The organism is Streptomyces sp. NPDC050211 (genome assembly GCF_040656035.1).
In the GTDB taxonomy this organism is placed as follows: domain Bacteria; phylum Actinomycetota; class Actinomycetes; order Streptomycetales; family Streptomycetaceae; genus Streptomyces.
Genome location: NZ_JBFALC010000056.1, coordinates 1 through 12,041 on the forward strand (window position 1 = coordinate 1; position 12,041 = coordinate 12,041).

The 12,041-nt window shown below is 71.0% G+C and carries 9 protein-coding genes; 6 read left to right on the top strand and 3 right to left on the bottom strand.

What is annotated here, in order from left to right:
* Nucleotides 1-1,621, top strand: a 1,621-nt coding sequence (locus AB0I98_RS37790) for a LuxR C-terminal-related transcriptional regulator (protein WP_362949809.1), incomplete at its 5' end; no start/stop codon positions are given.
* Nucleotides 1,622-1,644: 23 nt separating this feature from the next.
* Here AB0I98_RS37790 and AB0I98_RS37795 read toward each other — a convergent pair.
* Nucleotides 1,645-2,667, bottom strand: coding sequence for a LacI family DNA-binding transcriptional regulator (locus AB0I98_RS37795; RefSeq protein WP_362949811.1), 1,023 nt, complete (start codon nucleotides 2,665-2,667; stop codon nucleotides 1,645-1,647).
* Nucleotides 2,668-2,796: 129 nt separating this feature from the next.
* Here AB0I98_RS37795 and AB0I98_RS37800 point away from each other — a divergent pair, with 129 nt between their 5' ends.
* The 3 genes from AB0I98_RS37800 to AB0I98_RS37810 all read left to right on the top strand — a co-directional run bounded on the left by AB0I98_RS37800 (nucleotide 2,797) and on the right by AB0I98_RS37810 (nucleotide 7,562).
* Entirely contained in the window at nucleotides 2,797-4,653 is a 1,857-nt protein-coding gene (locus AB0I98_RS37800; RefSeq protein ID WP_362949813.1) for a sugar-binding domain-containing protein, read from the top strand.
* A gap of 62 nt (nucleotides 4,654-4,715) precedes the next feature.
* Nucleotides 4,716-6,167 carry a glycoside hydrolase family 43 protein gene (locus tag AB0I98_RS37805; protein WP_362949815.1) on the top strand — a complete coding sequence of 484 codons (1,452 nt, stop codon included), beginning with the start codon at nucleotides 4,716-4,718 and terminating at the stop codon, nucleotides 6,165-6,167.
* Nucleotides 6,168-6,203: 36 nt separating this feature from the next.
* Nucleotides 6,204-7,562 (top strand): family 43 glycosylhydrolase, encoded by a 1,359-nt coding sequence (locus AB0I98_RS37810; RefSeq protein WP_362949817.1) that lies wholly within the window; start codon nucleotides 6,204-6,206, stop codon nucleotides 7,560-7,562.
* 9 nt (nucleotides 7,563-7,571) lie between these two features.
* On the opposite strand, the gene AB0I98_RS37815 is transcribed toward AB0I98_RS37810, so the two are convergent.
* A complete protein-coding gene (locus AB0I98_RS37815; protein ID WP_362949819.1) occupies nucleotides 7,572-8,678 on the bottom strand; it encodes an FAD-dependent oxidoreductase in 1,107 nt (368 codons plus the stop codon).
* A 236-nt stretch (nucleotides 8,679-8,914) separates the two neighbouring features.
* Between AB0I98_RS37815 and AB0I98_RS37820 the strand changes: the two genes are divergently transcribed.
* The gene (locus AB0I98_RS37820; RefSeq protein ID WP_362949821.1) at nucleotides 8,915-10,153 is read left to right on the top strand and encodes a cytochrome P450; all 1,239 of its coding nucleotides are present in this window, start codon (nucleotides 8,915-8,917) and stop codon (nucleotides 10,151-10,153) included.
* 34 nt (nucleotides 10,154-10,187) lie between these two features.
* Here the strand turns inward: AB0I98_RS37820 and AB0I98_RS37825 are convergent, their stop codons facing one another.
* Nucleotides 10,188-10,778, bottom strand: a complete 591-nt coding sequence (locus tag AB0I98_RS37825; protein WP_362949823.1) for a TetR/AcrR family transcriptional regulator — start codon at nucleotides 10,776-10,778, stop codon at nucleotides 10,188-10,190.
* A 117-nt stretch (nucleotides 10,779-10,895) separates the two neighbouring features.
* On the opposite strand from AB0I98_RS37825, the gene AB0I98_RS37830 reads away from it, so the two are divergent.
* Nucleotides 10,896-11,912, top strand: a complete 1,017-nt coding sequence (locus AB0I98_RS37830; RefSeq protein ID WP_362949825.1) for a saccharopine dehydrogenase — start codon at nucleotides 10,896-10,898, stop codon at nucleotides 11,910-11,912.
* Nucleotides 11,913-12,041 lie beyond the last annotated feature (129 nt).

Consider the following 12,041-nt stretch of genomic DNA (forward strand, 5'->3'; position numbering starts at 1 on the left):
GTTGGCCGCCGCCGCGCCGGCCTGGCACCGGGCCGCCGAGCTGTCGCCGGACCCCGCGGACGCGGCCCGCCGCCTCTTCGAAGCCGCGCGTGACGCCTTCTACGGCGGTACGACCCGCGATGCCGCCCAGTGGTGCGAACAGGCTCTCGCGCACAGCCAGGACCCCCTGATGACCGCGGACATCGAGCTGTTGCGCGGCCAGGCCTGCACCTGGCTCGGAGATCCCGGCCGCGCGCATCAGCTCCTGGTCGGCGCCGCCCGCACGGTCGAGCCGGTCGACCGCTCACGTGCCTGCCGGCTGTACGGGGCCGCGGTGGTGCCCGCGACGATGGACGGGCGGATGCGCGACGCATGCGACATCGCCGCCCGCTGCGCTGAGCTGACCGACGGCGCACCCGACACGCAGCGCCGCCACGCCGCCGTGATGCGCGCCCGCGCACAGGCGCTGGGCGGGGACGTAAGGGAAGGGCGTACGGCCCTGCTCGCGCTGCTGGAGGAGACGCGCGGCAGGTCCGGCCCCGAGGAACGCCAGGCGACCATGGAGATCGCGCAGGGCCTGTCCTGGACCGGCGACGGCGCCCTCGCCCGCCAGGTACTCGACACGGTGATCGAGGGGATGCGCCGCGACCACACCCCCGCCCTCCTGCCGTACACACTGCTCGTCCGGTGCGAGGCGGAAATGTGGTCGCGGTGGCCGATGGCGCGCGCGGACGCCACCGAGGCGCTGCACTGGGCAGAGGAGTTCGGGCATCTGGCGATGACGGGGTATGCGCTGGTCCAGCTCGCCCGGCTGGACGCCCTGCGCGGCGACTTCGACGACTGCCGCAAGCGCGTGGTGCAGTACGAGCGCTGGTGCGGCGGCCGGTTGCGCGGCCTGTCCCTGTTCGCCGGCGGCGCTCTCGGTACGTCCGCACTCGCAGCCGGCGATCCGGAGGCGGCGCGTACGCACTTGGCGGCGGCGTTCGCGATGGCGGAGGAGATGGGGCTGGTCAACCCCTGCCTCATGCCGTGGGTCGCCGATCTCGCCGAGGCCTGTCTGCACACAGGGGAGCGGGAGAAGGCCGTCGCCGTCGCCGACTGGCTGCGGGAGCGTGACTTAGCGACCGGTCTGGCCTGGCCGGCCGCCGCGCACGCCCGCTGCCGGGTGATGCTCGCGCGGTCCGCCGAGGAGGCCGCCGACTGGCTGGCCGTCGCGGAACGCGTCCACGCCGACCGGGAGATGGGCTTCGAGCTGGCTCGCACACGGCTCGTCGCGGGAGAGGTCCTACGGCGGTTCCGGCGGCCCTCCGCCGCACGGGAACCGCTGCTGCTCGCCCAGCACACCTTCACCGCGCTCGACGCCGTTCCGTGGGCGGTGCGGGCCGAGGCGGAAGTAGCCGCGACAGGACACCGCACCGCCGTCCACAGCAGCGAACCACCGCCGGTCGCCCTGCTCACCCCCCAGGAACTCCAGGTGGCACGCGCCATCGGGGAGGGACTGAGCAATGTGGAGGCCGCCGCGTCCCTCTTCCTGTCCCGCAAGACGATCGAGGCCCACCTCACCCGCGTCTACCGCAAGCTGGGCGTCCGTTCACGCTCGGACCTGGCCCGGTGCCTGGCCCACGCGGGAGTAACGGGGTGACGAGGGACCGGCGGAGCCTCGGTTCAGCCGCCGGTGCTCTCGCGCACGATGATCCGGTGGCCCGCGACATGGTCCTGCAGCGGACCCGAATCCGGCTCGTCGATGCGCTCCAGCAGCAGAGCCACCGCGGCGCGCGCGATCTCCTGCTTGTCCGGGGCGACGGTCGTCAGACTCGGGACGCTGAACCGGGATGCCTCGATGTCGTCGAAGCCGACCACGTCGAGGTCCCCGGGCACGGTGCGGCCGAGCTCGTGCAGGGCACGCAGCGCGCCCAGGGCCATGTGGTCGTTCAGACACAGCAGCGCGTCCGGGGGTGACGGCCGCCGCATGAGCGCGGTCGCGGCGCGAGCGCCGTCCTGCCAGTGATACGCCGCCACCGGCAGCACCAGGTCGGCGTCGAAGGGCAGCCCGGCCGCCTCGACGGCCTCTCGGTACCCGTCCGTGCGCAGCCGGTCCGTGCCCTGGAGGCCCCGCACGGCCCCGCCGACGACGGCGATGCGGTGGCGACCGCGCGACAGCAGATACGCGGTGGCCTCGCGGGCGGCCCGAACGTTGTCGATGCCCACGTGGTCGGTGCCGCCCTCGGCGGGCCGTTCGCCGAGCAGGACGACGGGCAGGCGCCGGTCGCGGGTGGCGAGGTCGCGGGGCTGGAGGGAGAGCGGGCTGAGGATGACACCGTCGGAGAACTGGGCGTCGAATCCGTGCAGCGCCGCCAGTTCGCGCTCGCGCACGGCCCCGGTCTGATGCAGCAGCACCGTGCGGCCCCTGCGGTCGGCCTCGGCCATGACGTACTTCGCCAGCTCGGAGAAGTACGCGACGTCGAGTTCCGGGACGGCCAGGGTGATCATGCCGGTGCGGCCCTGGCGCAGCTGGCGTCCGGCGATGTTCACCCGGTAGCCCAGCGCGTCGATGGCCTCCTGGACGGCGGTACGGGTCCGCTCCGAGACATGCTCGAAGTTGTTGATCACGTTGGAGACCGTCTTGGGCGAGACGCCCGCGTACTCCGCCACGTCCTTGATCCTCGGTCTGGCCGCCACGCTGTTCATCCTTCCGCAGGCCGCGATCGTACCGACCATCACGAATCGATTTCGGGCCGGGCCAACGCCAGTTGACGCATTTACATCGATGTAAAGAACATGGTGCCATGTGCCTCGACACTCGAGGCAAGGAGCAGCATGCGCGTCCCCCAGTTCTCGGGCCTGCCCCGCCCCGACTACCCGAGGCCGCAGTTCGTGCGCGAGGCCTGGCTCAATCTGAACGGCGTGTGGCAATTCGAGATCGACCGGTCGGACACCGGCCTCGAGCGCGGTCTGCTCGAGCGTGAACTCTCCGACCGCATCCTCGTCCCGTTCTGCCCCGAGTCGGAGCTGTCCGGGATCGGGGACACCGACTTCATGGAGGCGGTCTGGTACCGGCGTACGGTGACCGTCCCGTCCTCCTGGGCGGGCTCACGGGTGCTGCTGCACTTCGGAGCCGTGGACCACGACGCCGCCGTCTGGGTCGACGGCACCGAAGTCGCCCGGCACCGCGGCGGTTTCACCCCGTTCACCGCCGACCTCGGCGAAGGCGCCGTGCCGGGCGAGGAGTTGACGATCGTGGTGCGGGCCCGGGACAGCCGGCACGGTGTTCAGGCCCGGGGCAAGCAGTCCACCTGGTACGCCAACTCGCACTGCCATTACACCCGTACGACAGGCATCTGGCAGACCGTGTGGCTGGAGCCGGTCCCCCGCGACGCCGCCCTCAAGCGGCCCCGTATCACCCCCGACCTGGCCTCCGGTTCCTTCTTCCTGGAGCTGCCGCTGACCGCCAACGCCCCCGGTCACCGGGTGCGCGTCACACTCGGGGACCACCGGGGCGTCGTCACCACGGCCGAGACCCGCGCCGACCTCGACCTCGCGCCCCGCCTGGTCCTGCCCATACCCGCCGACCGGCGGCGAGTGTGGTCGCCGCGGGATCCGCATCTGTACGACCTGCGCCTCGAACTCCTCGACGCCGACGGGCAGATCGTGGACGCGGCGGGCTCCTATGCCGGCCTGCGCTCGGTCGCCGTCCACGGCAGACGACTGCTCCTCAACGGCGAACCCGTCTTCCAGCGCCTGGTCCTCGACCAGGGGTACTACCCCGACGGGCTGATGACCGCGCCGAGCGACGGGGACCTGGTCCGCGACATCGAACTGGGCCTCGCGGCCGGGTTCAACGGTGCCCGGCTGCACCAGAAGGTCTTCGAGGAGCGCTATCTCTTCCACGCCGACCGGCTGGGCTATCTGGTCTGGGGCGAGTTCGGCGACTGGGGCTGCGAGACGGGCGTACGCGACGACAACCAGCGCCCCGACGCGAGCTATGTCGGCCAGTGGCTGGAGGCCCTGGAGCGGGACTACTCGCACCCCTCCATCGTCGGCTGGTGCCCCCTGAACGAGACCTACCAGCCGCTGCACGACCGCATCACCCGACTCGACGACGTGACCCGCGCGATGTTCCTGGCCACCAAGCAGGCCGACCCCACCCGCCCCGTCATCGACGCGTCCGGCTACGCGCATCGGGTGCCGGAGACCGACGTCTACGACTCCCACTGCTACGAGCAGGACCCGGCCACGTTCGCCAAGACGATGGCGGGCCTGTCGGAGGGCCGGCCGTACGTCAACGCGGCGCCGGACGGCAGACCGTGGTCGGTGCCGTACCGCGGGCAGCCGTACTTCTGCAGCGAGTTCGGCGGGATCTGGTGGGACCCGGAGGCCGCGGCCGAGGCGGCCGGGAACGAGCACGAAACGTCCTGGGGCTACGGCGAACGGCCGCGCACCGCCCGCGAGTTCGTCGACCGCTTCACCGGCCTGACCGGCGTCCTGCTCGACGACCCGGACATGTTCGGCTACTGCTACACCCAGCTCACGGACGTCTTCCAGGAACACAACGGCGTCTACCGCTTCGACCGCTCCGAGAAGGTCGACACCACGCTGCTCCGCGACGCCCAGTCGCGACCGGCGGCCTACGAGAACCGGAGCGACGGCAACTCCCTTCGCTTTCCGCCCCGTTGACACCTCGCGCTCCCGCCTCTACCGTCCGGCACGGGACTTACAACGTTGTAAGGAGCCGTTCCATGCGCGCAGGACCCCGCACAGCCCGCCGCGCAGCACTCGCCGCCGCAGTCCTGGCCCTTCTGCTCGGCTTCGTCTCCGCCCCGCCCGCCACCGCCGCACGTCCGGAGCCCGCCGCCGCGGGGACCACGTTCCGCAATCCGCTCAACACCGGCCCGGATCCGTTCGTCACGTACTCGGACGGGGCGTACTACCTGACCGCGACGCAGGGCGACAGCATCCGCATGTGGCGCTCGCCCTCGCTGAGCACACTGCTCGCGAGTGAGCCCGTGACGGTGTGGACGGACACGGACCCCTCACGCAACCGCAATATCTGGGCACCCGAGTTCTACCGCTTCGGCGACCGCTGGTACCTCTACTACACCGCCGACGACGGCATCGACGACCACCACCGGCTGTACGTACTGGAGTCCGACGGCACCGACCCGGCGGGCCCGTACCACTTCAAGTCCCGTCTGACGCCGCCGAACCACGCCTCGGACTTCGCGATCGACCCCGGCATCCTCCAGCACGACGGACGCCTCTATCTCGCCTACTCCGGGATCAACCAGTACCAGCACAACGGCATCAACATCGCCCCCATGTCGAACCCGTACACCGTCTCGGGCGACGCGGTAGCCATCGACGCCGCCGGCGGCTGCCCCGAGGTCCGGGAGGGCCCCGAGTTCCTGTATCGCAACGGCCGTACCTGGATGACGTATTCGACCTGCGACACGGGCAAGCCGGACTACCAGGTCTGGATGATGTCGCTGCCCGACGGGGCCGATCCGCTCGTGCCCGCCAACTGGACCCAGCATTCCGGGCCGGTCTTCTCCCGCGCCGACGACCGCGGGGTGTACGGGCCCGGCCATCACGCCTTCTTCCGCTCCCCCGACGGCACCGAGGACTGGATGGTCTACCACGCCAAGACGACCTCGGCGCTGACCTACACCGACCGCACCACCCGCGCCCAGAAGATCTCCTGGAACGCCGACGGCAGCCCGAATCTCGGCCGGCCGCTCGCCCTGGGCGCGACCCAGAACCTGCCCGCCGGGGATCCAGGGTCCGGCAACTACTGGATCAACGACGACGGTCGTTCGAGCGGCGACGGAACCGTGGCCTACACCGGCACCTGGAACTCCGGGACCGGCTGCGCCACCCAGTGCTTCTGGAGCGACGACCACTGGAGCGACCGCGCCGGAAACACCGCCACGTTCTCCTTCACCGGCACCCGGATCGCCCTGCTGTCCGTCCGTGACACCGGCAATGGCATCGCGGCGATCAGCGTCGACGGCGGACCGGAGCAGCGCGTCGACTTCCACGGCGCGATCCGCACCGGCGAGACGCTTCAGTACCTCAGCCCCCGGCTCCCCCACGGCCGCCACACGCTGCGGGTCCGGGTGACCGGTGAGCACAACGCCCAGTCCCGGGCGTCGTTCGTGAGCGTGGACCGCGCCGAGGTGTACACGGACTGAGCGGCCCGTCCGGGATACCCCTACGAAAGGAACGCCATGCCGCGCACCCGGTTCCGTATCCTGTCGCGCCGGCTGCTCTCGGTCGTCGCGACGCTCACCCTGGCCTTCCTGTACCTGGGCACAGCTCCGTCCTCGGCCGCCGTCGGCGGTCCGGTCCTCGACCGGGACTTCCCCGATCCGGACGTGGTACGGGTGGGCGGCACGTACCACGCCTTCGCCACCAACGGGGACGGGAAGAACATCCGGCACGCCACCTCGACCGACCTGGTGAACTGGACCGTGGCCGGCGCCGACGCGCTGCCCGCCCTCGGCAGCTGGGCCAAGCCCGACCGGTCGCTGGTCTGGGCTCCCGAAGTCTTCGACAACGGCACCGACTTCACGATGTACTACACCGCCCGGGACCGGGCGAGCGACAAGCAGTGCATCGGCGTCGCCCGGGCCGCGTCACCGGACGGCGCCTTCCAGCCCGTGGGCAGCGCGCCGCTGGTGTGTCCGGCGGACCTGGGCGGCGCGATCGACGCGGCGTCGTACACCGAGAACGGCCGCCGCTATCTGCTGTGGAAGAACGACGGCAACTGCTGCGGGCGGGACACCTGGCTGTACCTCCAGGAGGTGAGCTGGGACGGCACGCGCACCGTCGGCTCACCCGTCGGCCTGATCCGCCAGGACCGCCCGTGGGAGGGGTCCGTCATCGAAGCCCCGACACTCGTGAAGCGCGCCGGGCACTACGTGCTGTTCTACTCGGCGGACTTCTACGGCGACGACCGCTACAAGACGAGCTATGCCGTGGCCGACAGCCTCACCGGCCCCTACACCAAGGCTGCGGCGCCCCTGATGACGACCGACTCCTTCTCCGGCGCCGTGCGCGGCCCCGGCGGACAGGACGTCGTGACCGGCCCCGACGGCCGCGACCGTATGGTCTTCCACGGCTGGAGCGCCGACCGCTCCCACCGTGCGCTGTACGTCGCCGACCTCGGCTGGGCCAACGGCTACCCCGTGGTCGACGGCAGCAAGGTGATCTACCAGGCGGAGACCGCGGTGGTACACAACGCCGTGGTCCGGGACGCTGCCGGTGCGCTGGACGGCAGAGCGGTCGGCCACATCGACCACCCCGACAGCTATGTGGAGTTCTCCGTCTTCACGCCGACCACGGGATCCCACACCCTCACCGTCCGCTACGGCAACGGCTCGCTGGACGGCGGCGGTTCCCCGGCCCAGTCCACTCACACGCTGACCGTCAACGGGAGCGCGGCCGGTGAGGTCCGCTATCCCCACACCGGCTGGGACAACTGGCAGACGGCGAGTGTGAGCGTCGAGTTGAGGGAGGGGTGGAACACCGTGCGCCTCGGCAAGGGGCTCCTCTATGCCGAACTGGACAGCGTCGAGGTGGCGTGAGGCGGTCTCTCAGGTCGCGGTGTACCCGAGTTGGCGCCTCATGTACGGCGTCATGAGTGTCTTCGCCTTGGCCAGGACGGACGTACGGCTGCCGAGGACTGCGGTGTCGCCGCCCGGCACGGGCAGCACGGTCAGTCCGTCGGCCGGGCCGAAGGGCACGATGATCGGGATGCGGTGGCTCTGCCGGTAGAGGCGGGGCTCCTTGCGGTGCCGACCCGAACTGTTGAGGTAGGTGCGGATGTTGTGGGCGGCGAGGTCCGCCTGGGCGAGCGCGGCGGGGGTGATCTTGAGCTCGGTGGCGTCGTTGACGTCGCCGACCGCGAAGACGTCCGGCTTTCCCTCGACCCGGAGCATGCGGTCGACCTTGACGTGCCCGGCCGGGTTCAGCCAGTCGCCGTGCCCGGCCAGGCGCAGCCAGAGCGTGTTGGGGGTGGTGCCCGTCGCCCAGAAGGAGAGGTCGGCCTCGATGATGTGGCCGTGGGCGTCGCGGTAGGTGCCGAAGTCATTGCCGGGCGCCATGAAGGAGTCGAGCCGCACCTCGACGTCATGGGACTCCAGCCAGGCTCGCGCCTTGCGCCCGGCCCGCGCGCTGCCCGTGGCGTCGAGCAGCGCGGGCCCGGCATGGGCGAGCGTGACCCGGGCGTCCGGCCGGGCCAGCCGGATCTCGGCGCCGAGCTCGACGCCGGACGGCCCGCCGCCGACGACGAGGATGTGCCGGGCGGCGGCGATGTTCCGCTGGTGCTCGGCGAACGACTTGACCGCCTCCTCGGCCGTGGTGCCGAGGAAGCGGGCCGGTTCCGGGTAGTCGGCGCCGGTAGCGATCACCAGCACGTCGTACGGCAGCCGTTCACCCGTGGCCAGCACCACGTGCCGCTCGCCGGTCTCGACGCGGACCGCCTTGCCGACGACGATGCGTCCGTGGCGCAGCAGTCGGTCGTACGGAATGAAGGGCGTCACCGACCACTCCGGGCGCACGCCGGCGCGCAGGGAGGCGATGCGGTGGAAGAAGATCTCCTTGCGGTCCACCAGCGTGACCCGTGCCGTCGTGTCCAGCCGTTTCGCCAGCCGGACGCCGGCATAGCCGCCGCCGATCACCACTACGTCGCCGTCATGCACACGAATCTCCTGTGCCTGTGGGGGGAGCGAGTGCCGTGGCGGCGTGGACGCCCTCGGCCACTCGACTGCCGGTGAGCGTAACCCTTGAAACATAAAGTTTTCGCCGCGAGTATGTGGGCGTTCTGTGAAGCGAGTGCGTTCCTACCGCCGCGCGTTGTGCCAGGACCCCTTCCCCGCGCAGGAGATTGCCGAGAGCATCGCCCGTACGGGCATCCCGTACCCCTCGGAGGCCAACCATGAGTCACGCTCAGGACGTTGCGACGCCCGCCATCGTCATCGACCCGCTGGTGCGCGACCTGGACGGCGAGACAGAACTGCTGCGCAAGGCCGGCCCGTTCGCCCGGATCGACCTGCTCGGTGTCCCGGCCTGGACGGTCACCCGGCATTCCGTGGCCCGGGAACTGCTCACCGACCCCCGGCTGGTGAAGGACATCGGCGCCTGGGGACTGTGGCAGTCAGGCGCGGTCACCCGGCAGTGGCCGTTGATCGGCATGGTCGACCCGGGCCGGTCCATGTTCACCGTGGACGGCCCCGAGCACCGTAGGCTGCGGACGAAGACGGCCCAGGCGATCACCCCGCGGCGGCTGGAGTCGCTGCGGCCTGTGGTCGAGCAGCTCACCGAGCAGTTACTCGACGACCTGGCGGAGCAGGCCGACCGGGACGGCCGAGCCGACCTGAAGACCGTCTTCGCGCAGCCGTTACCGATGGGAGTGGTCTGCACGCTGATGGGTGTGCCGCAGGCCGGGATCCCACGCCAGATGCGCCTGTGGAAGTCCTTCTTCTCCCTGCTCACTCCGCAGGAGGAGCGGCTCGCGGTCATCGCGGAACTGGACACGATCTTCACGGAGTTGGTGCGTGAGAAGACCGCGCACCCGGCCGACGACCTCACCAGCGCCCTGATCCTCGCCGAGGAAGGCGGTGCACCGCTGACCGAGGAAGAGGTGGTGGGAAACCTCAAGTCGATGATCGGTGCCGGGCACGAGACCACCATCGGTCTGATCCTCAACAGCGTCCGCGGCCTGCTCGGCTACCCCGACCAGTTGGCCATGGTGCTGGACGGCCGCGTCCCGTGGGACACGGTGGTGGAGGAAGCCCTGCGCTGGAATCCGCCGGTCACCCATCTGCTGATGCGGTTCGCCGTCGAGGACATCGACGTCGACGGGTTCGTCATCGCCAAGGGCGAGGGCGTGGTCATCTCCTACCGTGCGATCGGCCGCGACACCGACCAGCACGGGCCCGACGCCGACGCCTTCGACATCACCCGGCCCAGCCCCGTCCGGCACATGGCCTTCGGCCACGGGCCGCACATCTGCCCGGGCGCGGCACTCTCCCGCCTGGAGGCGGGCATCGCCCTCCCGGCCCTCTTCACCCGCTTCCCCGACCTCAAGCCGGCCCTGCCCCTGACACAGCTCCGAAACCTCCCGGTCCTCACCCAGAACGACCTGGAGTCGTTCCCCGTCCTCCTGCACGGCTGAGCACGGGCCGGTCGCGCCCGGCTCGTCGCGGCCCCTAGTGGCCCTGTCCCGTGGCGAGGCCGCCCATGATCAGGTCGGTCAGCGCGACGATCGCCTCGTCGGACGTCACTCGCTCCCGGGTCAGGTCCCCGGCGATCGCTTCGGCCGCGCCCAGGAGGCCTACGCAGCGCAGGCGGAGGGCGTTGCGGGAGAGGCGGGAGTACGGCGACAACGCGGCCGCCATCAGGTCCGTGTAACGGCCCATCAGCTCGTGCTGGGTCGCCTCCATCTCCGGGTTTCCCTTCAACGCGGCGGAGATGGCGGTGAGTTCCGGCATGTCGGTGGCGCAGGCGAAGTATGCGGTGCTGATCACGCGGGCGACCTCGGCAGCGGTGGGGGCGGCCTCCTGCAGCGCCTGCGCGATCGCGGCCCGGTGGCGTTCGTCGAGGCGCCGGTAGAGGGCGAGCAGCAGACCGGGGCGGGTGCCGAAATGGTCGTACACGATCGGTCTGCTGACCTTCGCCGCCTCGGCAAGGGTGACCAGCGTCAGTCCGTCGGTGCCCTGGCCGCGCACCATCGCCACGGCGGTGTCGAGCAGCTGCTCCCGCCTGGCCCGCTTGGACAGCCGGGTCGTCGTGGTCGCCATGGTCCTCCCTCGCTCCGCATCGAACTCTAGGCTACAAAAAGTAACCTACAAAATGTAGGCTACGTGGTGTAGCTTCCAGGACGCGGGGTCATTCCAGCCTTATGGAGGGAATTCACCATGGGACATCCGGAACCGGTACTGATCCTTGGCGGCTCGGGACAGGCGGGCGCGGGGGCCGCCGCACTCCTGCGGCAATGGCACCCCGAGCTGCCGTTGACGATCGCGGGTCGTGACCTCGGCCGCGCGCGGCGGGTGGCCGACGAACTCGGTGCCGCGACGGCCGTGACCGTCGATCTGGGCCGCAGCGATCTCGGGCTCCCGCCCGAGCACGGCCACTCGGCGGTGGTCGCGTCGCTGTGGGACAACCACCTGCATGGGCTGCGGTATGCGCAGCACCGCGGGCTGCCCTACCTCAGTCTCTCCAGCGGGCTGGTGGACATCGCGCCGGAGGTGGTCGCGGGGGCCCAGCGGGCAGCCGCCGCGCCGATACTGCTGGCCAGCCACTGGTGTGCGGGCGTTCTCGTCCTCGCAACGCTGAACCTGGCCAGGGAGTTCGACCGGATCGACACCATCCGGGTCGGCGCCGTGCTGGACGAGTCGGACATCGGCGGGCCCGCGGGGGCCGCGGATCTGGAACGGTGGGGTGCCGTCACCTCGGCCGGGCTGGTGCGTCGCGACGGCGCCTTCGCCTGGGTCGACGGCCCCGACGCGGAGGCGGGCGTACCCACGTCTGACGGCAGGTTCCTGCCCGGCCGGACCATCGCCATCCTCGACGTGCCGAGCCTCGCCCTCGCAACGGGTGCGCCGAACGTCAACTTCGCCCTCGCCATCGGTGAGTCCGCGGGCCGGCGCCGCGGTGACGGCCCTTCCCTCGAGGTCCGGATCGATCTCGAAGGGGTGGGGGTCGGGGGCGAGCCGTTACGCAGGAGCCGCAGCCTCGTCCATCCCGCGGGGCAGCGCCCGTTGACCGCGCTCGGTATGGCTCTCGGCGTCGAGCGGCTGATCGGGCTACGCGGCGACGTGGTACCGGTGGGGACCCACACCCCCGAGGCGTTGATCGACCCTGCGTACGCGGCCCAGCGGCTGGCGGAGATCGGTGCCATGGTCGTCGACCCGGCGGTCGCCGCTGCCTGAACAGCTCGCGCAGGAGCGGTACTTCTGTTCGCTCACCGGCAGGGTGCCGATCGCCCGTATGCCGAGATCGTGGAATGTGGGGTCGGGCGGAATTCGCACACCGGCCGCCGTCGTCACCGGCTCCAGGAC

Excerpts from the sequence above, each read along its gene's own strand:
- AB0I98_RS37795 (WP_362949811.1), bottom strand. The coding sequence starts at position 2,667 with ATGAACAGCGTGGCGGCCAGACCGAGGATCAAGGACGTGGCGGAGTAC.
- AB0I98_RS37800 (WP_362949813.1), top strand. The coding sequence starts at position 2,797 with ATGCGCGTCCCCCAGTTCTCGGGCCTGCCCCGCCCCGACTACCCGAGG.
- AB0I98_RS37805 (WP_362949815.1), top strand. The coding sequence starts at position 4,716 with ATGCGCGCAGGACCCCGCACAGCCCGCCGCGCAGCACTCGCCGCCGCA.
- AB0I98_RS37810 (WP_362949817.1), top strand. The coding sequence starts at position 6,204 with ATGCCGCGCACCCGGTTCCGTATCCTGTCGCGCCGGCTGCTCTCGGTC.
- AB0I98_RS37820 (WP_362949821.1), top strand. The coding sequence starts at position 8,915 with ATGAGTCACGCTCAGGACGTTGCGACGCCCGCCATCGTCATCGACCCG.
- AB0I98_RS37825 (WP_362949823.1), bottom strand. The coding sequence starts at position 10,778 with ATGGCGACCACGACGACCCGGCTGTCCAAGCGGGCCAGGCGGGAGCAG.
- AB0I98_RS37830 (WP_362949825.1), top strand. The coding sequence starts at position 10,896 with ATGGGACATCCGGAACCGGTACTGATCCTTGGCGGCTCGGGACAGGCG.